At 52.3% G+C, this 25425-nt stretch carries 19 protein-coding genes; 15 read left to right on the forward strand and 4 right to left on the reverse strand.

From position 1 onward, the window contains the following. The first annotated feature begins 5 nt into the window (after positions 1-5). The 7 genes from HMF8227_RS02860 (at position 6) to HMF8227_RS02890 (ending at position 11016) form a co-directional block, all read left to right on the forward strand. On the forward strand, positions 6-1850 hold the full coding sequence (locus HMF8227_RS02860; RefSeq protein WP_109338741.1) for a glycoside hydrolase family 13 protein: 1845 nt from the start codon (positions 6-8) through the stop codon (positions 1848-1850). Positions 1851-1856: 6 nt separating this feature from the next. Next, positions 1857-4289 (forward strand): glycoside hydrolase family 31 protein, encoded by a 2433-nt coding sequence (locus tag HMF8227_RS02865; RefSeq protein ID WP_109338742.1) that lies wholly within the window; start codon positions 1857-1859, stop codon positions 4287-4289. A 12-nt stretch (positions 4290-4301) separates the two neighbouring features. Further along, positions 4302-6200: an alpha-amylase family glycosyl hydrolase gene (locus tag HMF8227_RS02870; protein WP_109338743.1), complete on the forward strand. Its 1899-nt coding sequence runs from the start codon at positions 4302-4304 to the stop codon at positions 6198-6200. Between the two features lie 72 nt (positions 6201-6272). Continuing rightward, positions 6273-7103 (forward strand): alpha/beta hydrolase, encoded by an 831-nt coding sequence (locus tag HMF8227_RS02875; RefSeq protein ID WP_109338744.1) that lies wholly within the window; start codon positions 6273-6275, stop codon positions 7101-7103. Positions 7104-7267: 164 nt separating this feature from the next. Beyond that, entirely contained in the window at positions 7268-8794 is a 1527-nt protein-coding gene (locus tag HMF8227_RS02880) for an MFS transporter (protein ID WP_109340991.1), read from the forward strand. Between the two features lie 10 nt (positions 8795-8804). After that, positions 8805-10475 (forward strand): alpha-amylase family glycosyl hydrolase, encoded by a 1671-nt coding sequence (locus HMF8227_RS02885; RefSeq protein WP_109338745.1) that lies wholly within the window; start codon positions 8805-8807, stop codon positions 10473-10475. Between the two features lie 151 nt (positions 10476-10626). Further along, positions 10627-11016, forward strand: a complete 390-nt coding sequence (locus HMF8227_RS02890; protein ID WP_109338746.1) for a DUF3718 domain-containing protein — start codon at positions 10627-10629, stop codon at positions 11014-11016. 56 nt (positions 11017-11072) lie between these two features. Here HMF8227_RS02890 and HMF8227_RS02895 read toward each other — a convergent pair whose 3' ends face one another. Beyond that, positions 11073-12098 carry a LacI family DNA-binding transcriptional regulator gene (locus tag HMF8227_RS02895; RefSeq protein ID WP_109338747.1) on the reverse strand — a complete coding sequence of 342 codons (1026 nt, stop codon included), beginning with the start codon at positions 12096-12098 and terminating at the stop codon, positions 11073-11075. Between the two features lie 183 nt (positions 12099-12281). Further along, on the reverse strand, positions 12282-13628 hold the full coding sequence (tolC, locus tag HMF8227_RS02900) for an outer membrane channel protein TolC (RefSeq protein WP_109338748.1): 1347 nt from the start codon (positions 13626-13628) through the stop codon (positions 12282-12284). 226 nt (positions 13629-13854) lie between these two features. On the opposite strand from tolC, the gene nudF reads away from it, so the two are divergent. The 5 genes from nudF to parE all read left to right on the forward strand — a co-directional run bounded on the left by nudF (position 13855) and on the right by parE (position 18477). Next, a complete protein-coding gene (gene nudF, locus HMF8227_RS02905; protein WP_109338749.1) occupies positions 13855-14475 on the forward strand; it encodes an ADP-ribose diphosphatase in 621 nt (206 codons plus the stop codon). Next, on the forward strand, positions 14468-14905 hold the full coding sequence (locus tag HMF8227_RS02910; RefSeq protein WP_239421178.1) for a DUF1249 domain-containing protein: 438 nt from the start codon (positions 14468-14470) through the stop codon (positions 14903-14905). The genes nudF and HMF8227_RS02910 overlap by 8 nt, the downstream gene beginning before the upstream one ends. A 10-nt stretch (positions 14906-14915) precedes the next feature. Continuing rightward, on the forward strand, positions 14916-15656 hold the full coding sequence (locus tag HMF8227_RS02915; RefSeq protein ID WP_109338751.1) for a metallophosphoesterase family protein: 741 nt from the start codon (positions 14916-14918) through the stop codon (positions 15654-15656). 3 nt (positions 15657-15659) lie between these two features. Beyond that, a complete protein-coding gene (locus tag HMF8227_RS02920) occupies positions 15660-16244 on the forward strand; it encodes a YqiA/YcfP family alpha/beta fold hydrolase (protein WP_109338752.1) in 585 nt (194 codons plus the stop codon). 331 nt (positions 16245-16575) lie between these two features. Next, on the forward strand, positions 16576-18477 hold the full coding sequence (gene parE / locus HMF8227_RS02925; RefSeq protein ID WP_109338753.1) for a DNA topoisomerase IV subunit B: 1902 nt from the start codon (positions 16576-16578) through the stop codon (positions 18475-18477). A 76-nt stretch (positions 18478-18553) separates the two neighbouring features. Here parE and HMF8227_RS02930 read toward each other — a convergent pair whose 3' ends face one another. Beyond that, the gene (locus HMF8227_RS02930; RefSeq protein WP_109338754.1) at positions 18554-19189 is read right to left on the reverse strand and encodes an OmpW/AlkL family protein; all 636 of its coding nucleotides are present in this window, start codon (positions 19187-19189) and stop codon (positions 18554-18556) included. A 219-nt stretch (positions 19190-19408) separates the two neighbouring features. On the opposite strand from HMF8227_RS02930, the gene HMF8227_RS02935 reads away from it, so the two are divergent. Further along, positions 19409-20293, forward strand: a complete 885-nt coding sequence (locus tag HMF8227_RS02935) for a mechanosensitive ion channel family protein (protein ID WP_109338755.1) — start codon at positions 19409-19411, stop codon at positions 20291-20293. A gap of 282 nt (positions 20294-20575) precedes the next feature. On the opposite strand, the gene HMF8227_RS02940 is transcribed toward HMF8227_RS02935, so the two are convergent. Beyond that, a complete protein-coding gene (locus tag HMF8227_RS02940) occupies positions 20576-21124 on the reverse strand; it encodes a hypothetical protein (protein WP_109338756.1) in 549 nt (182 codons plus the stop codon). Between the two features lie 67 nt (positions 21125-21191). On the opposite strand from HMF8227_RS02940, the gene HMF8227_RS02945 reads away from it, so the two are divergent. Together HMF8227_RS02945 and HMF8227_RS02950 are read left to right on the forward strand one after the other, a co-directional pair. Continuing rightward, positions 21192-22244 (forward strand): efflux RND transporter periplasmic adaptor subunit, encoded by a 1053-nt coding sequence (locus tag HMF8227_RS02945; RefSeq protein WP_109338757.1) that lies wholly within the window; start codon positions 21192-21194, stop codon positions 22242-22244. A gap of 1 nt (position 22245) precedes the next feature. Next, positions 22246-25350, forward strand: a complete 3105-nt coding sequence (locus HMF8227_RS02950) for an efflux RND transporter permease subunit (RefSeq protein ID WP_109338758.1) — start codon at positions 22246-22248, stop codon at positions 25348-25350. Positions 25351-25425 lie beyond the last annotated feature (75 nt).

Raw genomic sequence — 25425 nt, forward strand, 5'->3', positions numbered from 1 at the left:
TCATCATGACACTGATTAAAAACCTAACCCTGGCCGGGGTAATGCTGTCAGCTCCTGCTTCTGCCTATGACATCCAGCACCTGGAGCCACTTTCTTGGTGGGTGGGCATGCAAAACCCCGAATTACAGCTCATGATTCACGGCGATGACATCGGTCAGCTAACGCCGGTGATCGACTATCCCGGAGTGACACTGGATGCCATTCATCGGGTAGAAAACGACAACTATCTGTTTGTGGATTTAACCATTGATGAGCAAACTCAGCCAGGCAGTCTGACCATCGATTTTAATCGCGACGGTCAGACTGAGCTCAGTTACGACTACCCACTCAATAGTCGTCGCGATGGCTCGGCACAGCGAGAGGGCTTTGGCCCGGAAGATGTGATTTATCTGATTACCCCGGATCGCTTTGCCAATGGCAATACGGACAATGACTCTGTCGAGGCCATGAAAGAGCCGATAAATCGTGAGTACAAAGGGGGCCGTCATGGCGGTGATCTTGAAGGCATTATCCAGCATCTGGATTATCTAGAGAGTCTGGGTGTAACCCAAATGTGGCTGAACCCGGTGCTGGAAAACGATATGGACCGCTATTCGTATCACGGCTATTCCACCACCGATTATTATCGTATTGATCCTCGCTATGGTAGTAACGAAGATTACCGCCGCTTATCCAGACAGGCGCAGAAGCACGGCGTTGGTTTGGTCAAAGATATCATCCTTAACCATATTGGTTCCGAGCATTACTGGATGGAGGACATGCCAACACCGGATTGGATCAACCATGGCGGCGAGTTTGTCGAGACAACTCATCGTCGTGAAGCGCTGCATGATCCGCACGCCGTTGAGTCGGATGTGAAGGCTTTTACCGATGGCTGGTTTGTTAAGACCATGCCGGATCTCAATCAGCGCAATCCGTTTTTGGCCAACTATCTGATCCAGAACTCCATCTGGTGGGTGGAATACGCCGATCTCACCGGCATTCGTCTGGATACCTATTCCTACCCGGATAAGGGCTTTTTAAGTGACTACACCCGTCGAGTAATGGCCGAGTACCCGGATCTGGGACTGGTTGGCGAAGAATGGTCTCACAACCCAGCTATCGTGGCCTACTGGCAAAAGGGCACCGAGCGTCATGATGACTATCAGTCCTATATTCCCAGTATGTTTGATTTTCCGCTGCAAAATGCGTTGGTGAATGCCCTGAACAATGAGGAAACATGGGGTACTGGCCTACGGGAGTTGTACCAGTCCATCGCCAATGACTTTCTCTATGGCAACCCCTATCAGTTGGGCATCTTCGCCGACAACCACGATATGACTCGCATTTATACCGCCTTAAACGAGGACTATGCGCTGTATAAGATGGCGATGAAGTACATCCTTACGACACGTGGCATCCCTCAGCTGTTTTATGGTACCGAGATTCTAATGAGCCACCCGGGCACGGACGATCACACCATTATCCGCAGTGACTTCCCCGGTGGCTGGCAAGACGATAAAAGCAATGCCTTTACTGGCGATGGCCTGACCGAGCAACAGCTGAATGCTCAGTCTCTGGTTACCGACATTCTTAACTGGCGCCAGACGGCCAGTGCCATCCACAATGGCAAGCTGACCCACTATGCGCCGACCGATGGCACCTACACCTATTTCCGTCATAACGACGAACAAACGGTGATGGTGATCCTGAATAAAAACGACGAGTCTGTAACGGTGGATACCGGCCGCTTCCATGAAGTGATCGGCGATAAGACCACCGCCAGACCTGTGCTCGGGGGCGAGCCTGTTGCTCTGGATCAGGGCATTGTTATCCAGGCCAAATCGGCCCGAATTTTTGAAGTGGAATAAGGATCTATGGTGAATATTCGAGCATCTCTACGACCTGTGGCCGCACTCTCGGCCCTATTTCTATGCGGCGCGACACTTGCGGCCGATTACCAGAATCACAGTGCCACAGAATCGGCGCTGACCATCAGGAGCGATGAAGGGCTGGTACGTATTACCGCTGTTGGCGACAGTGCTTTTGAGGTGTTCTATCAGCCCGAGGGCGTAAAGCAACTGCCGTCCTATGCCATTGATAAAGACGCCCGTCCGGTGGCGTTGAATTTAGAGGTCAGTGAAGACGCGCTGACATTGCACAACGGTGACCTAACCGCCAGGGTGCAAAAGTCACCGCTCCGTATTCGCTATTTCCGTCACGGCGAACCACTGTTCGAAGAAGAACAGGGCCTGTTTGTTCATGACACCCTGCGCGGCTTTCGGTTTAAGATCGACGATAATGAGAAGCTGATGGGGGGCGGCCAGAGAGTATTGGGAATGGACAGACGTGGTCACCGGATGCCGCTTTATAACCGTGCTCACTATGGCTATACCACCGAGTCCAACCAGATGTATTACGGCCTGTCGGCGGTGATGTCATCGGACAAATATGTGCTGGCTTTCGATAATTCAGCAACGGGCCATCTGGATTTGGGCCATACCGAAAAAGACATTCTGCAGTTTGAGGCTGTGGGAGGAAGAACCTCTTATCTGGTGATGGCAGGCGATAGCTATCCCGAATTGATCGAGCATTTTACTGCCGTCACTGGTCATCAGCCCATGCCGCCGCGTTGGGCGCTGGGTAATTACGCTTCGCGTTTTGGCTACCATACCGAGCAGGAAGCCCGCTCGGTGGTGCAAAAATTCCGTGAGGATGAGATTCCGCTGGATGCCATTGTGCTGGATCTATTCTGGTTCGGTAAGGACGTCAAAGGCATGATGGGCAATCTGGACTGGGATCGTCAGGCGTTTCCCACGCCAGAGGAGATGATCGCCGATCTGGACAATGATGGCGTTAAAACCATTCTGATTACCGAACCCTTTGTGCTGACCACCTCGAATAAATGGAATGAGGCGGTTGAGGCCGGGGCGCTGGCCGAGAGCCTGGCCGGTGAGCCGAAGACCTTCGATTTCTATTTTGGCAATACCGGGCTGATCGATGTATTCGATGAGGGGGGCCAAAAGTGGTTCTGGCAAACCTATGATCGCCTGTTAGATCAGGGCGTTGGTGGTTGGTGGGGTGATCTGGGCGAGCCGGAGGTCCATCCCCATGACACCATTCATACCCTGGCCGATGGCCGCACCGCTACGGCCGATGAGGTGCACAACGCCTATGGCCACAAATGGGCCGAGCTGGTATTCACAAAGCATCGCCAGGCGCGCCCGAACGAGCGACCTTTCGTGATGATGCGCTCTGGCTTTATCGGTTCGCAACGCTTTGGCATGATCCCCTGGACCGGCGATGTGAGTCGCAGCTGGGGCGGCTTAAAGCCTCAGGTGGAACTCAGTTTGCAGATGGGGCTGTTGGGACTGGGTTATACCCATTCGGACCTGGGTGGTTTTGCCGGCGGCGAGCAGTTTGACAGCGAGATGTACACCCGATGGCTGCAATACGGCGTGTTCCAGCCGGTGTACCGACCCCATGCTCAGGAGCTGATTCCACCGGAGCCGGTATTCCACGACCAGCAGACCAAGGACATTGTGCGCGAATTCATTAACCTGCGTTACCGTTTGCTGCCCTATAACTACACCCTGAGCTATTTAAATAGCCAGACCGGCCTGCCGCTGATGCGGCCGCTGTTTTTCGAAGACGAAAGCAATTCTTCGCTTATCGACAACAAAAGCAGCTACCTATGGGGGGATGCTTTCCTGGTCACACCGGTTACCGAAGCCGGAGCGGAAACTGTGAGTGTTCACTTACCTGAAGGTGTATGGTTCGATTACTGGACCGATAAGGTTTATCAGGGCGGTCAGACTGTTGAGCTGCCAACTTCCCTGGAAACTCTGCCGGTATTGGTGCGCGCAGGCAGCTTTGTGCCTATGGCTGACCTAGTGCAATCCACCCAAGCCTACAGCAGCGAACATCTGACACTGCATTATTACGCTCATCCCGAGGTGAGTTCGGCCAAGGGGCTGATGTACGACGATGACGGAGAGACTTTCGATGCGGTCAGTAGTGAGCAATATGAACTGCTGCACTTTAGTGCTGAGCAAGACGGCGCAGTATTAACGCTTAACCTGGATCGTCAGGCTTATGACTATCAGGGGATGCCAGAGTCGCGGCAGTTAACTCTGGTTATTCATCACCAGACGCAGCCACCCAAAGAGGTCAAGGTTGGTAAAGACTTACTTAAAGTCTCAGGCATGCCAACGCTGGATAAGGGCCAGTATCACTACGATGCCAAACAGCAGCGGTTAGTGATTCGGTTACACTGGCAACAGGCACAACAACAGATTGAAATACACTAATAGGAACTGATTATGAAACGCCAATTACTGCTTACCAGCGCCGTTTTGGCGGCACTGACGGCAGGCTGTTCGCCTGCACAAGCGCCGGCCGATAAGGAGGCCGAAATGAAACAGAAAAAGCAGCAGGCTGAGACCGTCTCCAGCCAACCCCAACGGCCCATGGTTTATCAGATGCTGACCCGGCTGTATGGCAACACCAACACCAACAACAAGCCCTGGGGAACAATCGAAGAAAACGGCGTAGGTAAGTTCAGCGATATCAGTGACGCCGCTCTCGAGAGCATTAAAGAATTAGGTACCACTCACGTATGGTACACCGGGGTGCCCCATCATGCAGTGATCCGCGATTATACCGACTACGGCATCAGCCTGGATGATCCTGATGTGGTGAAGGGCCGGGCGGGCTCACCCTACGCGGTTAAAGACTACTATAATGTAAACCCGGATCTGGCCGAGGATCCGGCCAAGCGTCTGCAAGAGTTTGAGGCTCTCATTGAACGTACCCACAAACATGGATTAAAGGTGGTGATGGATATTGTGCCCAATCATGTGGCGCGACGCTATGAGTCAGTTTCCGCGCCCGAGGGCGTCGAGGACTTTGGCGTGAGTGACGATACCAGCGTCGAGTACGCCCGGGATAATAATTTCTACTATATCCCCGGCGAGTCTTTTAAGGTGCCCGACGGCATTAACCCGCTCGGTGGGCATACTCATCCTTTGGAAGACGGCCAGTTTGCAGAAAATCCGGCTAAGTGGACCGGTAATGGGGCCCGTAAGGCTCAGCCTGATGCCGGGGATTGGTATGAAACGGTGAAGATCAATTTCGGCGTTAAACCGGATGGCAGCTATGATTTCCCTAAGTTGCCGGCGGACTTTGCGCATAAAGGTTGTGATGAGCACCTAGCCTTCTGGGCTGATAAAGATTTGCCCGATTCCTGGGGGAAGTTTAAAGACATTGCCCTGTACTGGACCAACAAAGGCGTGGACGGTTTTCGTTATGACATGGCGCAAATGGTGCCGGTGGAGTTCTGGAGTTACCTGAATTGCAGTGTCAAAGCCGTTAACCCAGACGCGTTCCTGCTCTCGGAAATCTACATTCCCGAGCAGTACCGGGATTATATCTATCTGGGCAAGATGGATTATCTGTATGACAAAGTGGGAACCTATGATGCGGTGCGTGCGATTGTGGAAGGCAAAGCCGACACCGATATTCTGCCCCAGACCTTTGATAATATCGCCGATATTCACTCCCATATGCTGATGTTTTTGGAAAACCATGACGAGCAGCGTATTGCCAGCCCAGCCTTCGCCGGAGACCCGGATAAAGCCAGGCCCGCTATGGTTGTTTCGGCAACGGCCCACAGCGGTACTAATATGATCTACTTTGGTCAGGAAGTGGGTGAGCCTGGCGAAGGCGATGCCGGTTTTGGTGACCCCACTCGTACCACCATCTTCGATTATTGGGGTGTGCCTGCCCATCAACGTTTTATGAATGGTGGCGCGTTTGATGGCGGCCAGTCGACGCCTGAAGAGTTAGCATTACGGGACTTCTACCAGCGCCTGATGACAGTGGCGACCAATGAACCGGCCTTTGCCGGCGAGTTTGCCGACCTGCATCAGGACAATCGCCAGAATCCCGGTTATGCAGGCAACCTCTATGCCTTCGCCCGCATAAATGGTGACGATAAAGTCGTTGTGGTGGCGAATTTCGATAGTGAACGGGCGCGCCAGTTCAGCCTGTCGATTCCTCAGGGCGTGGTCTCGGCGATGGGTCTGACCAATGGTCGTTACCAGACCTATGACCTTCTGGGCGAGAGTGAGGGCAATGATCTCAGTGTGCAGCAAGGTATTGGTCAACTGGATATCAACCTGGCACCACTGGAGTCGGTGGTGCTGAAGGTGAGTCAGTAGGTGCTCTGAACGTTGTCATATGCACTCACACAGCCGGCCTCAAAGGTCGGCTGTTTTTTAAGGACAGGTAAGATGAAGTTAATTCTGTGGTTGGTTGTCATCCTGCTGGTCGGTTGCAATGAGGAGTCGCCGAAGGCAACTAAAACGAGCGCCTCAACCATTAGTGGTGATGTCAGGGTGTTCGATAAGGTGCTGACTCTGTCAAAAACGGGACAGGCGAAAACATTACGAGTGTATCTTCCGCCAGGGTACGACGCTTCCGATAAACATTACCCGGTGCTGTATATGCACGATGGTCAGAACCTGTTTGATAAGGCCACTGCCTATATTGAGGAATGGCAGGTGGACGAACAACTTAATCGCCTGGCCCAAAGCGGTGAGATGGGATTGATAGTGGTAGGCATTGATCATGCTGGTCCAGATCGCATCAACGAACTCAGTCCCTGGGAGCATGCCGAGCATGGGAAAGGATGGGGCGAGGCCTATACTGACTTTATTGTTCATCAGGTGAAACCCTGGGTCGATAGTCAGTTTCGCACTCGTGCACAGGCGGAGTCTACCGCCATAATGGGAAGCTCGCTGGGAGGGTTGGCGACTCAATACGCGATTCACCAATACCCAGAGGTATTTTCTAAGGCGGCAGTGTTTTCACCGTCCTTTTGGTATGCACCGGCTGTTTTCGCCCATGCTCAAGTGCATCCGTTGACTGACCGGCATCGGGTTTATTATCTGGCCGGTGGTGAGGAGGGCGGCGATATTCCTGCGTTGACTGAGAAAATGGCCCGGCAACAGCGCCAGGTAACCTCCGTAGTCCTAGAGACAAAAATAGTGCCGGGCGGTGAGCATAATGAAGCTCTCTGGCGGACCCATTTCACCGAGGCGGTATTGTGGTTGTTTAAATGAATACGTATGCACTCACGGGCAAAGGGTTCGTCTGCCAGGTAAAGATTTTGTAACATCGGACTTTTCCTTGTTAATACAGTGATCCAACGGGCTTGTTGCTGCTGGTCGCTGACGCACCACTGCTGCTATAGTGGTTTCATCGTAAAGGACAGAGACGTACCATGATGCATAAAAGCAAACCCGCCCTCAGTTTCTGGCAAATCTGGAATATGTGCTTTGGCTTTCTGGGGATCCAGTTTGGCTTTGCTCTGCAAAATGCCAATGTGAGTCGGATATTCGAAACCCTTGGTGCCGACTATGGCGATCTGGCCGTGCTCTGGGTTGCTGCGCCGGTGACCGGCCTAATCGTTCAGCCGATTATCGGCTATTTGAGTGATAACACCTGGACCCGTTTTGGTCGTCGTCGCCCCTATTTCGTTATCGGTGCGGTACTGGCCAGTATCGCCTTGTTCCTGATGCCGAACTCGCCGTATTTGTGGATGGCGGTGGGGATGCTCTGGATCATGGATGCCTCCATCAACATTTCTATGGAGCCCACCCGCGCCTTTGTTGGCGATATGCTGCCTAAGAATCAACGGGGCCTTGGTTATGCCATGCAGAGTTTCTTTATCGGTGTGGGGGCGGTAGTGGCCTCGGCACTGCCGTGGATGATGACCAACTGGTTCGGTATCAGCAATACGGCGCCGGAAGGCATGATCCCGGACTCCGTGAAGTTCGCCTTTTATGCCGGTGGCGCGGTATTTTTTATTGCGGTGATGTGGACCGTATTGACGACCAAGGAGTACAGCCCCGAAGAGTTAAAGGAGTTTGAAGCCGCGGATCGGGAAATTGAAGGTGCCAGTCATGTAGAAGATGACTCCAGAATTCGCCCGGCGGCCAAGTTCTACCAACATGGTGTGATCTGGGGCGCCATCGGTATTGTGCTCACGGCGGTGATCTACCTTAACATCGATGCCCTGGACAAAAAGCTGTACATCCTGTCGGTAGGCTTGGTTGTCTTTGGTATTTTGCAGTTGTTTTCCGGGGCATTGGTGCAATCCGGGAAAGGCAATAACGGTTTCTCAGAGGTGATGAATGACCTGTTCACCATGCCTGAGGCCATGAAGCAGTTGGCGTTTGTGCAGTTTTTCTCCTGGTTCCCCATGTTCGCCATGTGGACCTATATGACCTCGGCGGTGACCTCCCATCACTTTGGCACTAATGACACCACCTCGGCCTTGTATAACCAGGGGGCTGACTGGGTGGGAGTGCTATTCTCGGTTTACAATGGCACCACCATCTTTGCCGCTATGCTGATTCCGGTGCTGGTCAAGCTGACCAACCTGAAGGTGACTCATATGGTTAACCTGATACTCGGTGGCTTGGGTTACATTGCTTTCTTGTTTATTCAGGACCCGGACTGGCTCATCTTGCCGATGATCGGAGTGGGTTTCGCCTGGGCTTCGATCCTGGCAGTGCCTTACGCCATTTTGTCCAACAGCCTGCCGTTTAAGAAGATGGGCGTTTATATGGGTATCTTTAATTACTTTATCGTGCTGCCGCAGATCCTTGCAGCCAGTATCCTGGGCTTTTTGGTGACAAAGGTATTTGACGGCGAACCGATTTACGCCCTGATCGTGGGCGGAGCCAGTATGTTGTTGGCAGCCTTGTTGGTGCTAAGAGTCAAAGAGCCGGAATACCGGGAAGCATAAGGGGGAAATCATGAAAAAAACACTGATCGCACTGGCGGCTGCAGCGGCTCTGGCAGGTTGTCAGGCTACGACCTCAAATGACAGCAGCCAGCCTGAGTATTATGGCACCGATCACCCCTTTGCCAGCGAGGCGGTGTACTTTCTCGTTACGGATCGGTTTGTGGATGGCGACCCAACCAACAACCATGAAGATCAGGGCGGTGATTACCCCACCTTCGATATTGAGCTTGAAGGTCCCGATGGGCGCTCGGCCAACGTGGGCTATATGGGGGGCGATCTGAAGGGCGTATTGAATAACGCCCAGTTTATTAAGGACATGGGGTTCAGTGCGATCTGGATGACTCCCTTAGTGGACAATCCTGACCAGGCCTTTGCCGGTGGCGAAACCATTGAGTTCGGTGGTGCTTTTAAAGATGGAGGCAAGACAGGCTATCATGGGTACTGGGGAGTTAATTTTTTCAAGCTCGACGAGCACTATCCGTCGCCTGACCTGGGGTATAAAGAGCTTAATCAAAAGCTGGAACAGGAGTACGGCATTAAAACGGTACTGGATATCGTCGCTAACCACGGCTCTCCCTCCTTCACCATGCCTGTCGACCAGCCCGAGTTTGGCGAGCTCTATGATAAGGAAGGCAAACTGGTTGCAGACCATCAAAATCTGAAGCCGTCCGAACTGGATGAGGCCAATCCGTTGCATGACTTCTTCCACCGTGAGGAGGATATTATGCAACTGTCTAATCTGGATGAGACCAATCCGGCTGTCGTGGACTATTTCGTTGAGGCCTACAGTCAATGGATCGAACAGGGCGCCGATGCCATTCGAATCGATACGATTAAACATGTGCCGCATCATTTCTGGAAGGTGTTTGCCGATCGCATTCGAGCCAAGTATCCGAATTTCTTTATGTTCGCTGAAAGCTATGATTACAACGCCAACTTTATAGCCCAGCACACGCTGGAGAAGAACGGTAACATCAGTGTACTGGACTTCCCCGGTCAGAATGCCATGAGTAAGGTCTTTTCCAGAGAAGGCGGGGGCTACGGTGAACTGGAAGGCTATTTGCACCTGACTCATGGCCCGTATAACAACCCATACGAGCTGACCACCTTCTATGATAATCACGATATGGCAAGGCTGGATGCCACCGACAAAGGGTTTATCAATGCTCATAACTGGTTGTTCACTGCTCGCGGTATACCGGTGGTCTACATGGGCTCAGAAATGGGCTATATGCGCGGTACCGTGGAACATCAGGGTAACCGCAACTATTACGGCCAGACGAATATCGACAAGGCCAAGCAACACCCCATTCGTCATAACCTGGCCCGCATCGCCAAGGTACGCCAACAGCTACCAGCCTTACAGCGAGGCTTACAGGTGAACCTGGAGTTAGCGGGCGATACGGCGGCATTCTACCGGATACTGCAAAAAGACGGTAACGGGCAAACCGCACTGGTGCTGCTGAACAAAGGCGATCAGCCAGCGGCCTTTGACATTGACCAGTACCTGCAACCCGGGCTCTGGACCGAACAGTTATCTGGCAGCACTCGCAATATCGCCGCCAGTGAATCTCTGAAGGTGTCTGTTCCCGCCAGTGGTGTGCATGTGTGGGTGCGGGAAGGAGAAATCACTGACGCCGGGCTCAAGGCGCAACTCGAGCATTTAATGGAGCATTTATAACCTCAAGTCCTACCTGAGCGCAGGGGGGTTAAATTTTGTGTCATAGTTGTGCTATGGTATGATCTCCTATACTTCGAGGGCGTAAGGTCGGATATTCCGGTGGACTCGACGAAGTCAGATTCCAAGGTCAGTTAAGAGTAAGAGGCTCTGTATGAAAAAATCCACTCTAGCATTGTTAGCATCCATGGCGGCGTTTTCTCCTCTGTCTTACGCGGATATCAATGAAGAACTGCAAAACATTTGTACCATCGTCAAGAACGATGACAAATCAGAGTTGCGTAAGAAAATGCGTACCGTGCGCAGCGACTATCGTTTGCGTCTGGGTGATTACTACACCGGCATTTCCTGTGGCGGTAACAGCATGATCCGTTATGCGATGGAAAACGGCTCAGCGGAAACCGGCATTTATATGATAAAGCGCATGAGTAAGGGTGATTTGGAACAGCCTGAAGGCGACGGTATGACTATCAAGCAATGGGCAGAAGCCAATGGCCATATTGGCACACCTATCGGTAAAGAGTTGCTGGATCGTTTGAATTAAGACTGACGTAGTGCAGTGACAAAAAAGGCAGCTGAGGCTGCCTTTTTTGTATTTTATTAACCAGTGTTTCCACAAGATTCCCGCACAATGACTTCTGCAGGCAGAATCACGTCTTCTACCGGTTCTTCACGAATCATTTTCACCACCGTTTTTACTAACATTTCTCCGGCGGCGGTGGTGTCTTGCTGCACCGTAGTGAGCTTGGGCGATACGTAGTTTGACAGCAGAATGTTGTCATAGCCTACTACCGCCACATCCTCGGGGACCGCATAGCCACGTTCCTTAAGAGCTTCCATTACCCCTAAGGCAATCGTATCACTGGCACAGACGACCGCATCAATATGGGGTTGCTGTTCCAGCAGTTGGTTCAGTGCTGCCTTACCGGCTTCTTCGCTGGAGATAGCATCCAGTTTCAGTGGCTGGTGTTGGTAACCGGCCTGTTCCAGTGCGACGGAATGTCCCTTAAAACGCTCAAAAAATTCCGGGTAGTGATGATCGGCGGTGCCGATAAAGCCAAAGCATTTCCGGCCTTGTCGAATCAGGTGTTGGGTGACCTTGTAGCCCCCGCGAAAGTTGTCACAGCTAATGGAGATGCCGGGACGATTAGGATCCACCGCTCCCCAGAGCACAAAATGGGTATTCTGGTCCTGGAGCTGGTGGAGTTTGTCCTGATAATCCACATAGTCGCCATACCCCAGCAGGATCAGGCCATCAGCCTTATTGGTGTCTTCGTAATCGGCGTGCCAGTTGTCACTCAACTGCTGGAAAGAGACCAGTAGATCATAGCCCTCTGCCGCACAGGCGCGGGTGATGCTGCCAAGCATGGACAGGAAAAAAGGGTTGATCTTGGAGTCATCGGTGGTGGGGTCTTCAAACAACAACAGGGCAATAGTGCGGCTCTGTTGCTGACGCAGATTGCTGGCGTTTTTGTCCACCTTGTAATTCAGTTCCTGGGCGATAGCCTGAATCTTGTCCCGAGTCTCTTTATTGACCAGGGGGCTGTTACGTAAGGCCCGGGAAACCGTGGATTGGGATACTCCGGCCATATGAGCAATATCAAAAGATGTGGGTTTGGCTCTCATTGAGATGCTTCGGGTCTCCAACTGAAAAAACCGACACTCGCAATATAAAGAGAGTGTTATTTCACACCCATTTTCCATTTTAATTGAATGTTTTACCAGCCTTTTTCCCGCCGCTGTGAAAGCGCAGCGAAAATAAAAAAGGCCAGCATGCATAGCTGGCCTTTCAGAGACTCGTTTGTAGAGTCAGGACTGGCTTGCCTCTAACCCTCTGTTAATGGCGATAATGTCCTGCTCTGACAGGTTTCCTGCGGCTTTTTTGAGCTGGAAAGTGCCAAGGATATAGTTGTATCTGGCCTCGGCCAGATTGCGCTTGGCGTTATACAGGTTACGGGTGCTGTTCAGCACATCCACAATGGTACGGGTCCCCACCTCAAAGCCTGCCTCAGTAGCTTTAAGTGCGCTTTCTGCCGAGACCACCGCCTGCTTCAGCGCTTTAATGGTGGAAATGGAGGCGATTACATCATTGTAGGAGCTACGTACCGAACGGATGGTATCTCTGTAGGTTAATTCCAGATCCTCACTGGCCATCACATATTGGTGGCGAGCGCGCTCCGTCAGGGCGCTGGTGCGGCCACCGGAATAGATCGGGACATTCAGACTCAGGCCGATGGATTCGCTGTCGGTGGTGGGCAAATCCGTGGTCTGGCCGCCAACTTCTATCTCACTGCTGGAGCTACTCTTACTGGCTCGCAGGGATAAAGTGGGGTAATGCCCGGCCCGTGCTGAATCGATGTCGTCCTCGGCGATATCTTTGGCCAGTTTGCTGGCCAAAAGAGCCAGGTTCTGCTGTTCGGCTTTGTTCAGCCAGCCCTGGGGGGTATCGGGATTCGGACGGGCGGTATCAAAGGTTTCGGTGTCCAGAATCGAGAGTTGGTCGTGGTATTTACCGGTGATGGCGCGTAATTCTTCCAGACGTAACTCCACCTGGTTCTCGGCGCGGATCTCCTGGGCGACGGTGCTATCGAAATTGGCCTGAGCTTCATGCACGTCGGTGATGGCCGTTAATCCTACCGCAAAGCGCTGCTTGGTTTGTTCCAATTGACGTTCAATGGCATTTTTCTCGGCCTGCACGAACTCCAGGTTATCCATGGCTTTTAGCACGTTGAGATAGGCCGTGGTTGTGCGCAGAATAAGATCCTGTACGGTACTGGCATACTGTGTGTCGCTTTGGCGCGCTACTTTTTCAGCCCGGTCCAGTTCAACCCAGTTACTGTGGTCATAGATGGACAAATCCAGTGTTACTCCCCAACCGGTGCTGTCAGCGTCCGAACTGATGATTTCGATACCGGTAGGCTGAAAGTCAGGCTCTTCACGGGTAGCCATGGAATAATCTGCTGAGGCGGATATTTGCGGCAATAACGCTGACCGACTGATGTCAATGCCTTGCTGGGCAGCATCGCGATTCGCCTTGGCTTTATTGATTACAGGGTCATTCTCAAGGGCTAACTGATATACCTGATGCAAGTCGTCGGCCAGCACCGGTGACGTCATACTGATGCCCACCAACAAGGATATAAGTGATCTTTTCATGGCTTTTCCTACAATGTGATTCCTGATCCTGTGGCGAGTAGCGCCACCTTATGACCATCGATAACGGCAAAGTCTAAGGAAATCAAACGGTCCCGTTAACTGTTTTGAGGTAACATGGCGTATCCAAGTGTAACAGAATATGTAACTTTGCCCTTATTGAGTGAAAGTAATAGTGGGGTAAACGGTTGCGTTTATCAACCGCTGGTGAAACCTCGGAGGAAGAATATTGACCTTTCGTTCACGTTTTAGCGCCGATGATGTGACGATCATCAATAAAGAAACCCCCTATCAGGGCTTTTTCCGAATGCTGACTTATACCCTGAAGCACCGTTTGTTTAATGGTGGCTGGAGTGAACCTATCCAAAGGGAAGTGTTCGAAAGGGGAAGCGCGGTAGCAGTACTGCCTTATGATCCCGTACGTAAAGAAGTGGCGCTGATAGAGCAGTTTCGTCCCGGAGCGATGGCCACCTGTGATACCCCTTGGTTGTTGGAGTGCGTCGCCGGGGAAATCGAGTCCGGGGAGTCGGTCGAAGAGGTGGCGTATCGGGAAGCAGAAGAAGAAGCAGGCGTAAAGTTGAAGCGTCTTTGGCCTATGCTCAGTTATCTGTCCAGCCCTGGCGGCACCAGTGAGCGCCTGCATGTGTATCTGGGAGAATGTGAGCTTGGTAATGCGGGCGGGGTGCATGGCCTGGACAGTGAACATGAAGATATTTATGTGCACCGTTTCCCCGAGGAAGAGGCATTAAGCCTTTTGGCCGAGGGAAAGATCGATAACGCTTCGACGGTAATTGCTTTACAATGGTTGGCGCTCAACCAAAAACACGTGCATGAGAGGTGGTGTGAGTAATACGGCGGTATCCAAAAAATACATTCCTCATCTGGCCAACTTGCAGGCGGTCTGTGAGGCGAACTATGGCCGTTTGATGGCACTGTTGCCCGAAGTAGACTCGGAGGCCATGGAGTACCAGTTCAATGCCACCCCGGGCAGTCTCTTTACCATCCGTATTGTTAGTTGTGAGCCCTACACGACCACCCTTGAAATGAGTCAGTCTCAGCATGGTCTGCCGGACTATTTACGCCCTCAGATGCAGGTGCGTATCTATCATGATGCGCGCATGGCCGAGGTTCTGGGCTTCCAGCATATGGGCCGATTCCGTTCCAGCTATGATTACCCCAATCGGCTGATGCACCAGAAAAACGAAAAAGAACTGGTAAACCTGTTTCTGGCCGAGTGGCTGGAATTCTGTTTGCGTCAGCAGCAGTCAGCCAAAGCGTAATTCCTCCGCCGTGAAGTTAATCCAGGTGACCGACAGCCACCTATTAGCCGATAAACAGCGTAGCGGCTACAACGGCATTTGTCCTTACGACTCCTTACAGGCAGTGCTGGCACTGGTTCGTCAGCGAGACCCTGATTACCTGCTGTTAACCGGTGATCTCAGTGGCGATGAGAGTGCTGACAGTTATGCCCATCTGCATGAGTTGTTGTGTGAGTCCGGGTTGATGGCTCGCAGCTGGATGATCCCCGGTAATCACGATGATCCCAGCCTGATGCAGGGGCTTTTCCCGCAAGCCATGGGATGGCAAAAGCAGTCTATTGAAGGAGAAGGCTGGCAGGTTCACGGGCTGAATAGTGCTTATCAGGGCACCCTTGGTAGGGTTAGCCAGCGGCAACTGGATGAGTTAGTGCAGCGTGTTGAGGCAAGCCCGGACACGCACCATGCTATCGCCGTGCATCATCACCCTTTGCCGGTTAACGGCTGGATGGATCGTCACCAGTGGCTGAACCGACAGGACTTTCTTTGCGCAATAAAGGAACTCTCTCAGGTGAAGCTGGTACTGTATGGCCATATACACAGCGCTGCAGAGACCCGTTACCATCATATTCAAATCCAGGCTTGTCCATCCAGCTGCTGGCAGTGGCAGCACAGCGCTGATTTTGCGGTGGCTGACGAGCTCCCCGGATTTCGTGAAATTACCCTCAATGGCGACGGTCATTTCAGCAGTCAGGTTTATCGAACTCAGGAGTAGTCAATGCAAGGTCAAGCTAAGGCATTAATTTATCTGCACGGCTTTTTAAGTGGCCCCGCCTCCCACAAGGCTCAGCAGGTCAGGGCTCATATCGAGCAACATCATCCGGATATCAGCCTGGTGATCCCGCAACTGCCTCATTATCCGGCCGATGCGCTCGAGCAGGTGCGTGTTCTCGCCAAAGGCTTTGCGGATTATCAACTGGGGTTTATCGGCAGTTCTATGGGCGGCTTTTTAGCTACACATGCCGTGCGTGAGTTTGGCGGTCGCGGCGTGTTGGTAAACCCGGCGGTTCACCCCCACCGGTTGTTATCCGGGTTATTGGGCGAGCACGAGAACCTCTATAGCGGTGAGCGCTTCACCCTGAAGCCTTATCATGTGGCAGAGTTGGAGCAGATGGCGCTGGATCACCCAGGCGCCAAACAGAACTTATGGGTGCTGTTGCAACAAGGCGATGAAACCCTGGATTATCGGGAAGCAGTGGACTTTTATCAGGCCTGTCAGGTGACCGTAGAGCCAGAGGGCGATCATAGCTTCGTTGGATTTGACCGTCACCTGAATGCCATTATGCAACACCTATTTGACTGAATACCAATCCGTGTCGATCTTTAACCTATCAGAGCGGGTCAGAAAGCCTTAGGTCAAGGGGGGCTTCGCAGGCATACTGGTGCTATGTCAAAAGGTGTCAATACAGAGATAAGGCTTTCTGGCCGCTCTCCGTGGGCAAGGCTAAAACGCCCTTTGACTGTGTTAGGCCACCTCGATTTAGGCCCACTAAACCATCGGTGACCTGCCTTGCCAGAGCACCTTTTAGCTCTTGCTGAACGACGAAAGATCGACACGGATTGGTATAATTGCCCTGGTGTCGGCGGCTTGATAACATCCAGTGAGTTTTTATCCATTGAGATAACCCCAGAGCATGGCAGATCAGAAGTATAACGCACAGGACATTGAGGTTTTAAACGGGCTTGAACCGGTACAGCGCCGCCCTGGCATGTATACCGATACCAGCCGACCCAACCATTTGGCTCAGGAAGTCATTGATAACAGTGTGGATGAGGCTCTGGCCGGACATGCCAGTAGCATTAAAGTCATCTTACACGCCGACCAGTCGCTGGAAGTGATCGACGATGGTCGGGGCATGCCCGTGGACATTCATCCGGAAGAGGGGATGTCGGGAGTGGAACTGATCATGTCCAAGCTTCATGCCGGTGGTAAGTTCTCTAACAAGAATTACCAGTTTTCCGGTGGTTTACATGGTGTGGGGATCTCTGTAGTTAACGCCTTGTCCAGTCGGGTCGAGGTGACCATCCGCCGCGGAGGCGAGGTGTATCAAATTGCCTTCTCTCACGGTGATAAGGTGGAAGATCTGGCGGTCATCGATAGCTGTGGTAAGCGAAATACTGGCACTCGGGTACACTTCTGGCCCGATGCCAGCTATTTTGACTCGGGCAAATTCTCGGTGCCACGGCTTTTGCATATCTTAAGAGCCAAGGCCGTACTCTGCCCTGGCTTGAAGATCCGGTTCGACGATAAGGTCAATGGCGATACCCATGAATGGTATTACGAGGACGGCCTTCAGGACTATCTGTACCAGGCGGTGGAAGATAAGATCAGCCTGCCCGAAGAGGCACCTTTTATCGGCAATTTTTCTGGTAATCATGAGGCGGCGGACTGGGCGGTGATCTGGCTGCCTGAAGGCGGTGAGCTGCTTACCGAAAGCTATGTGAACCTGATCCCTACGGCTCAGGGCGGTACTCATGTGAACGGCTTGCGCCAGGGGCTGCTGGAGTCCATGCGTGAATTCTGTGAGTTTCGTAACCTGTTGCCCCGTGGCGTCAAGCTAAGTCCCGACGATATCTGGGATCGCTGCTGTTATATTCTGTCCACCAAGATGCAGGACCCTCAATTCGCCGGGCAGACTAAGGAACGTCTGTCGTCACGTCAGGCGGCGGCCTTTGTCTCCGGTGTTGTGAAAGACGCTTTTAGCCTGTGGCTGAATCAACATACCGATATCGCCGAGCAGCTGGCTCAGATGTGCATCAGCAATGCCCAGCGTCGCATGCGTCAGGTCCGTAAGGTCGAGCGTAAGAAAGTCACTCAGGGGCCGGCGTTGCCCGGAAAGCTGACGGACTGTTCATCACAGGACAGCTCCCGCTCTGAACTGTTTCTGGTGGAAGGTGACTCCGCCGGTGGCTCGGCCAAGCAGGCCAGGGATCGCGAATATCAGGCCATTATGCCGCTGCGAGGCAAGATACTGAATACCTGGGAAGTAGACTCGGCGCAGGTGCTGGGCTCGCAGGAAATTCATGATATCTCGGTCGCGCTGGGGATTGATCCGGATTCAGATAATCTGGACGGGCTGAGATATTACCGGATTTGTATTCTGGCCGATGCCGACTCCGATGGCTTGCATATTGCTACTTTGTTATGCGCATTGTTTGTGCGCCACTTCCGCGCTCTGGTAGAAAAAGGCCATGTGTATGTGGCCATGCCGCCGCTTTACCGTATCGACGTAGGGAAAGAGGTGTTTTATGCCCTGGACGAGGATGAAAAACAGGGCGTGCTGGATCGCATTGAGGCGGAGAAGAAAAAAGGCAAGGTCAATGTGCAGCGCTTTAAAGGCTTGGGTGAGATGAATCCCATCCAACTTCGGGAAACCACCATGGATCCCAATACACGCCGGCTGGTGCAACTCACGGTAGATGATAACGAGATTACCGAAGAACTGATGGATATGCTGTTGGCGAAAAAGCGTGCCGGAGACCGTAAGACGTGGCTGGAGAGTAAGGGCAATATGGCGGATTTGGCCGAGCTCTAGCATTCCCGCTCTGTCGGGAAATAAAAAAAGCCGCCGAAATCGGCGGCAATGCAGGGACAAGTATCACGCAAAAAAATCAGAACTTGGTACTGATACCGAAAAGAGCGACCCAGGGATCAATTTCCACATCCACAGTGGTCGCGACTTCGCCATTGACTAAGACGTCGGCGTCGGTATCGATATCCATATAGTAAACGCCGCCACTGAGACTCCAGTTTTCAGTAAGCGGATAATCGAAGCCCACCTTGGCGGCCAAACCGACAGAGTCATCCAGTTTCAGAGCTGTGCTGTCAGCGCCGAGGGCGTTTGTTAATGCATCTGAGGTCTGTTCATCAAAAAACAAGGTGTAGTTTACACCCAGTCCCAGGTGCCAAACGTCGTTTAAGTGGTATAAGGCGTTTAATGTGGGAGGCAGGTGCTTGGTGTCACCGATAGGCAGACCATCAATGGCACCGGTGCCGTTGATATCATGAGAAAATGGTAACGCCGCCTGGAGCTCGACACTCCAGTCACGATTGATGGCTTTGCTGATGCTGAAAGCCAGCCCGGAAGCGCTGTCCACACCAACGCCATCATTACCCAGTACCTGCGAGCTGTCGTCATTCGGAGAAATATGGGCACCGTGAACTCGCAGAGTCCAGTCGCTGCTCTGTGCCTGAGAAGCAAAGCTTAGTGAGCCAAGCAGTAACGCGGCAGTAAGTTGTTTTTTCATCGAAGATTCCGTGTGTTAGTGAGTTCGATGAAGATTCTATGCAGGCCGCTCCGACAAACACTGATCTGGATCACAATAGGGAATGGGACCGGGCCGCTAGCAGGTTAAACCTTGTTTAAGATCAAACTCTGGGCCGCTTTCTGGTTTGACCTCGCTTACCTTGCAAAACTCACAGAATAACAGGATCATAGCCGCCATTATTAACGGCCCGGGGTAAGCATGTGGGATTTTAAGGAAATATCTGACCTGGTATTGGAGTACAAGCTTGCGTTATCGGTAACGCTGGCCATGCTGATCCTGATCGTGCGCCGTTGGGTCATCAAAGGCATTCGCCGCCGGGCTAAGCGTAAAGCACAAGATAAAAGACCGGTCGTCAACGCTATTAAGAACATTACCAACTTGAGTCTGGTGTTTTTTCTGTTGGCAATCTGGTCTGCCGAACTGCAGCATTTGGCGTTATCCATTGCCGCCTTTGTTGTCGGTATCGTATTGGCCACACGCGAGTATATTCAGTGCTTTACCGGTTTCTTATATGTGACCAGTACCCGGGTTTTCCGTGTGGGGGACTGGGTCGAAGTGGGCGATGTTTGCGGTGAGGTTGTCGAATCGGATTGGCTGTCACTGACCTTACAGGAAGTGTATCTGCCAACTTATGATTATACAGGTAAGACTCTTAATATCCCCAATAATCAGTTGTTTACTAAGCCTGTTCGTAATCTTAACTTTCTAAAGCGGTACGCCACGCACACCTTTACTATTACCCGTAATCAGACGGTAAATGTGTTTCAGTTTATTGAGCGACTGCACGAGCGGGCTAAGAAACACTGTCTGCATTTCCGTGATGTGGCGATCCGATATAACAGCATGATTGAGCACCGCCTGGATGTAACCATTCCTGGGCCGGATCCCACAATCAGGGTGACCACCTCCGAGTTAGGGGATACTGAGGTGACCATCACCATCTTTTGTCCGACCGAAGAGGCGATTGAGATCGAGCAAAAGATTACCTCCGACTTTATGGCTTACTGGTATGCCACTAAGTCAAAGGCGGCGTTACCTGAGCCGGCGGACGACGAGGTACACCGAGTCAATGGGGCGAGTTAACCGGCTTTATTGTGCTTAGCAAAGAGACCGAGGCATAGGCTTTGATTTATTGAGAACAACTCGCCTCATAAGGCCCTGATCTCGGATACTTTTCTGTACTCGTGGTTAAATATTACCCACAAAATTTCTTTTTGTCGCAATTCCCTTAAATCTATTTATCTTAATGATTTATCGGTGTTTTATCCCTTGCTTGGTCATTAATTTGCCGAAGAGCTTGATAAAGTCAGTGATGGAAATTCGGTGAAGTTTCAGACTGAGTGACTTTTTTCATTCTGAGTTTGATTAACGTGAGTTTTGATGTTGATTCGGTAGCCGGGCTCTGGCTTGATTAAACCAGGTGCGCACCTGCACCAGGCGATCGGGGTTGTGCCATTGGTGTGGCTGTAACTCAAAGGGATCGGTCAGCAGCATGGAGTCTATTTCAGGCTTAGCCCACTCAGGGACAGGCAGTTGATGAAACTCCTCGCCCAGGTAGTCATTAAGCAAGCACTCGAAGACCTGCTCGCCATCGTCATTCACTCCCAGTGAGCGACCCACTGCCACGTTAAAGCCGGTTTGCTGCCAGGTGTGTCGATGCGCCGCGCACTGAGCGGTTTCACGGCCCTGATTGTTACCGCCTGGCAGGTATAGCTGCTCCAGTTGAGGATCGCCGATGGCAATCAGCCGTTGGTCGACTTTAATTAGGCATCTGGCCGGGCCTGAGTTAGGCTCAAGAAGATCGGGTAAAACCCGACACATGGGAGAGGCCGGCGGAGCATCATGACAGCCAGCTAACAGACTTCCCAGTAAGACAATGAACAGTTTACGCAATTTGAAACGTAGCAATAACATGGTGACACGACTTTACCATAGTCAGAGTCTCTGCGGCATAGCTTAAGGATTGATAATAGGCACTTTTATGACACAGTCATGGCGGATATCTCCCGTTCTCATCATTTTGGTTTTAGTGGCCGGTTTGTCGGCCTATCTCTACTTAAAGCCGGGCATAGAGAAGTCCGGTCGGCGTGGTGGTGCAGTGCCGGTGGTAACCCACACAGTGGACAAGCAGCAGATGGTGGTCATTATCGAGGCGCTTGGTACGGCAAAGGCGAACGAAGCGGTAGAGATCACTGCTCAGCAAAGTGAAATTGTGCAGCAAGTGGCCTTCGATGACGGCGAGCTTGTTCAGGCCGGACAGCTACTGGTTAAGCTTAGTGATCGTGAGGAAAAAGCCAGAGTTAATGAGCTTGAAGTCAATCTGGAAGAAGCGCAGCGACAGTTTGCCCGAGTCCAGAATCTGGCAAGGGAGAATGCTGCCTCCAGACAGCTACTGGATGAACAGGAAGCTAGGGTAAACGCTCTGCGAGCACAGCTGGAGGTGGCTCAGGCCAATCTGGCGGAGTTGGAGGTACGCGCGCCCTTCGCGGGTCGGTTGGGGATTCGCCGGGTTAGTCCCGGTGCCTTGGTGAAGCCCGGTGATATCATTACAACCCTGGACGATTTGGCACCCATTAAAGTGGACTTCAATATCGCCGAGGCATACTTGCCCGATGTGGCCGGGGGGCAAACGGTGATCGCCCGTTCGGTGGCCTATCCCGGGGAGACGTTTGAAGGCACCATCAAAAGTATCGATTCCAGGGTGGATCCGGTGACCCGCTCGGTTCAGGTGCGGGCCCTGGTCGACAATGTAGATCTAAAGTTGCGCCCGGGTATGCTGCTGCAAATTAACCTTCAAAAGCGGGTGATCAATACCTTAACGGTGCCGGAAAAAGCCATCGTGCCAATTCAGGAGCAGCAGTTTGTGTATGTGGTCGGTGACGATAATAAAGCGTCCAAGCGTCAGGTGACGCTGGGTTATCGACAGCCCGGTACGGTGCAGGTGATAAACGGACTTGACGCTGGCGAGCAGGTGGTAGTGGAAGGCGCTCTGAAGCTGGGTGACGGAACAGAAGTTTCGGTGTTGGAGCGCTGATATGTTGCTATCGGATCTGTCGGTTAAGCGCCCGGTTTTTGCCACTGTTATTAATCTTCTGTTGATCGTTTTCGGTGTGGTGGCGTTTTCCATGTTGTCGCTGCGCGAGTATCCGGATGTGGACCGTCCGGTAGTCTCCATCAATACCAATTACCCTGGCGCGTCGGCATCGATTGTGGAAAGTCGAATTACTCAGCTGTTGGAAGATCGCATCAGTGGCATTGAGGGCATAAAGAATATTTCTTCCAGCAGCCGCAACGGAAGATCGTCCATCAATATTGAGTTTGAGCTGTCACGAGACATCGATGCTGCCTCCAACGATGTCCGTGAGAGGGTCAGCCGGGCGCTGAATAACCTGCCGGAACAGGCCGACCCGCCCGAGGTGTTTAAATCCAATTCCGATGAGAATGTGGTGGTTTGGTATAACCTGCGCAGCGACAACATGTCGGTGATGGAACTGACCGATTACGCCGATCGTTACATTGTCGACCGTCTGGCCATCGTTAATGGCGTAGCCCGGGTGCGTATCGGTGGTGGCCGCACTTATGCCATGAAGGTCTGGCTGGACCGTAACGCCATGGCGGCGCGTAATATCACGGTGCAGGATATTGAGCGGGTGATTCGTTCTGAAAATGTCGAATTGCCCGCCGGAGAGATAGAGTCCCAAGACCGGGACTTTGAGGTGCGAGTCGAGCGCAGTTTTATGACTCCGGACGACTTTGCTGATATGACCATCAAGGCCGGAGATGACGGATATCTGGTCAAGCTCGGCGAGGTGGCGCGGGTGGAACGTGGCTCGGAGGACGACGAGACCGAGTTTCGGGGCAATGGTAAAAACATGGTGGGACTTGGTATTGTCAAACAATCCAAGGCCAACACCCTGGAGGTGGCCCGTGAGGCCAGAAAGGCGGTAGAGCAGCTACAACAAAACCTGCCACCCAATATACGCATTGTGCCCAGCTATGATTCTTCCGTCTTTATCGAAGAATCCATCAATGAAGTCTACCAAACCTTAGGCATCGCCATGATGATGGTAGTGATCGTTATCTATCTGTTTTTAGGCAATGTGCGCGCTACCCTTATCCCAGCAGTGACGGTGCCAGTGTCGCTGATATCGGCCTTTATGGTGCTCTATGTCTTGGGCTTTTCCATCAACTTACTGACCTTGCTGGCCATGGTATTGGCCATCGGCTTAGTGGTGGATGACGCGATTGTGGTCCTGGAAAATATCTCCCGACGCATCGAACTGGGTGAGCCACCGTTGCTGGCCGCTTATCGGGGCGCTCGTGAAGTCGGCTTTGCAGTAATCGCAACGACCTTGGTGTTGATTTCGGTGTTTCTGCCACTGGTTTTCTTACAGGGTAACATTGGCCGACTGTTTACTGAGTTTGCCATTGCCATCGCCGCAGCGGTGGCGTTTTCCAGCTTCACGGCGCTGACTCTGTCGCCGATGCTGAGCTCGCGTATTTTGCAGAAGCGCGAACGCAGGTCATGGTTTGGCAGTATGATCGATAACGGCTTTAAGAAACTGGAACAAGCCTATGTGAGCTCGGTCGGCCGTAACCTGCATCAACCGCTTATCAGCGCCTTGCTGATCCTGGCTTGCATTGTGGGTGTCTATGGTCTGGTCAGAGAATTGCCCAGTGAATACGTACCCAGAGAGGACCGCGGTAGCTTCTTTATTCTGATGCAGGCTGCTGAGGGTGCCAGCTTCGAAAGTAATAGCCGTAACCTCAAGAAGATTGAGCAGACCTTACTGCCTTACATCGATAAGGGCGAGGTCAATCGGGTGTTGGTGCGTACCCCGGGGTTCGGTGGTAGCGCGGGCATTGCGATTGTAGGGGCTGTGCCCTGGGACGAACGTGAGCGTTCCACTTTTGAGCTGATGAATGAGATAAATGGAAAGCTTCAGTCCATACCCGACATTCGCGCCTTTGCCATTATGCCGAATCCTTTGGGCGGCAGCTTCGGGCGGCCGGTGCAGTTTGTGCTTCAGGGTAATACCTATGAAGAACTGGTAACGGCCAGAGATAAAGTATTGGCGAAGGCGGGCGAAAATCCCAACCTCTTGAGACTGGACAGCGATTATAAGGAAACCTGGCCACAGTTGATGGTGCAGGTGGACAGGGACCGTGCGGCGGATTTAGGTGTGTCCATTGGTGATATCGGCCGCACTCTGGAGACCATGCTCGGCCAGCGGCGGGTCTCTACCTATCTGGACCGAGGCCAAGAGTATTATGTCATAATGGAAGGTGAGAAGGCGGATTATCGGTCGCCGAAGAGTATCGATAATATTTACGTGCGTTCCCAACGCAGCGGTGAACTGGTGCCCATGAGCAACTTGCTGACCTTTGAAGAACGCGCCACCTCGGCGGAATTGAACCGCTTCAACCGCATGCGGGCCATTACCATCACCGCAAACCTGGCCGATGGCTACACCCTGGGTGAGGCGCTGACGTATTTAAATGGCATTGTGGATCAGCATGTTTCCGAAGGGATATCGGTCGACTATAAGGGCGAATCCCAGCTGTATCAGGAATCCGGTAACTCCATTGTGTTTATCTTTGCGCTCGCACTGGCCGTGACTTATTTAGTCCTCGCCGCTCAGTTTGAGAGTTGGGTGCATCCCTGGGTGATTATGCTGACTGTGCCGCTGGCCTTACTGGGGGCCTTTGTAGGACTGTATTTGTCAGATATGTCTTTGAATATTTACAGTCAGATTGGGATGGTCATGCTGATTGGCCTGGCGGCTAAAAACGGCATTCTTATTGTCGAGTTCGCCAATCAGTTAAGGGATGCCGGACTCGAGTTTGAACAGGCGCTGCTTAAGGCTGCGCAACATCGCCTGAGGCCCATTGTTATGACCGGCTTTACCACCGTGTTTAGTTCCTTACCTCTGGTGCTGGCTTCAGGGCCAGGCGCTGAAAGTCGCATGGTGATTGGTATGGTGATTTTCTGTGGCGTGCTATTGGCTAGTTTCATGACGCTCTATATTGTTCCGACCATGTATTACTGGCTGGCTCGCCATACCAGTTCGCCGGAGCACTTAAGCCGTAAACTGGATAAGCTGGATGAGGAAACCCCTTACAACAAGGGCAACGAGTAACAGCGGGTAGAATCTATACAGCCGGGATCGGCTTTGCTAGATTAGCGGGCTAGTTCACAAACCGCAGTAAAGAGG

It is taken from the genome of Saliniradius amylolyticus (assembly GCF_003143555.1).
In the GTDB taxonomy this organism is placed as follows: domain Bacteria; phylum Pseudomonadota; class Gammaproteobacteria; order Enterobacterales; family Alteromonadaceae; genus Saliniradius; species Saliniradius amylolyticus.

Coding starts and splice junctions, on each gene's coding strand:
- parE (WP_109338753.1), top strand. CDS start 16,576: ATGGCAGATCAGAAGTATAACGCACAGGACATTGAGGTTTTAAACGGG.
- HMF8227_RS02895 (WP_109338747.1), bottom strand. CDS start 12,098: ATGAGAGCCAAACCCACATCTTTTGATATTGCTCATATGGCCGGAGTA.
- tolC (WP_109338748.1), bottom strand. CDS start 13,628: ATGAAAAGATCACTTATATCCTTGTTGGTGGGCATCAGTATGACGTCA.
- HMF8227_RS02890 (WP_109338746.1), top strand. CDS start 10,627: ATGAAAAAATCCACTCTAGCATTGTTAGCATCCATGGCGGCGTTTTCT.
- HMF8227_RS02945 (WP_109338757.1), top strand. CDS start 21,192: ATGACACAGTCATGGCGGATATCTCCCGTTCTCATCATTTTGGTTTTA.
- HMF8227_RS02930 (WP_109338754.1), bottom strand. CDS start 19,189: ATGAAAAAACAACTTACTGCCGCGTTACTGCTTGGCTCACTAAGCTTT.
- HMF8227_RS02950 (WP_109338758.1), top strand. CDS start 22,246: ATGTTGCTATCGGATCTGTCGGTTAAGCGCCCGGTTTTTGCCACTGTT.
- HMF8227_RS02860 (WP_109338741.1), top strand. CDS start 6: ATGACACTGATTAAAAACCTAACCCTGGCCGGGGTAATGCTGTCAGCT.
- HMF8227_RS02935 (WP_109338755.1), top strand. CDS start 19,409: ATGTGGGATTTTAAGGAAATATCTGACCTGGTATTGGAGTACAAGCTT.
- HMF8227_RS02885 (WP_109338745.1), top strand. CDS start 8,805: ATGAAAAAAACACTGATCGCACTGGCGGCTGCAGCGGCTCTGGCAGGT.
- HMF8227_RS02875 (WP_109338744.1), top strand. CDS start 6,273: ATGAAGTTAATTCTGTGGTTGGTTGTCATCCTGCTGGTCGGTTGCAAT.
- HMF8227_RS02920 (WP_109338752.1), top strand. CDS start 15,660: ATGCAAGGTCAAGCTAAGGCATTAATTTATCTGCACGGCTTTTTAAGT.
- HMF8227_RS02940 (WP_109338756.1), bottom strand. CDS start 21,124: ATGTTATTGCTACGTTTCAAATTGCGTAAACTGTTCATTGTCTTACTG.
- HMF8227_RS02865 (WP_109338742.1), top strand. CDS start 1,857: ATGGTGAATATTCGAGCATCTCTACGACCTGTGGCCGCACTCTCGGCC.
- HMF8227_RS02870 (WP_109338743.1), top strand. CDS start 4,302: ATGAAACGCCAATTACTGCTTACCAGCGCCGTTTTGGCGGCACTGACG.
- HMF8227_RS02880 (WP_109340991.1), top strand. CDS start 7,268: ATGCATAAAAGCAAACCCGCCCTCAGTTTCTGGCAAATCTGGAATATG.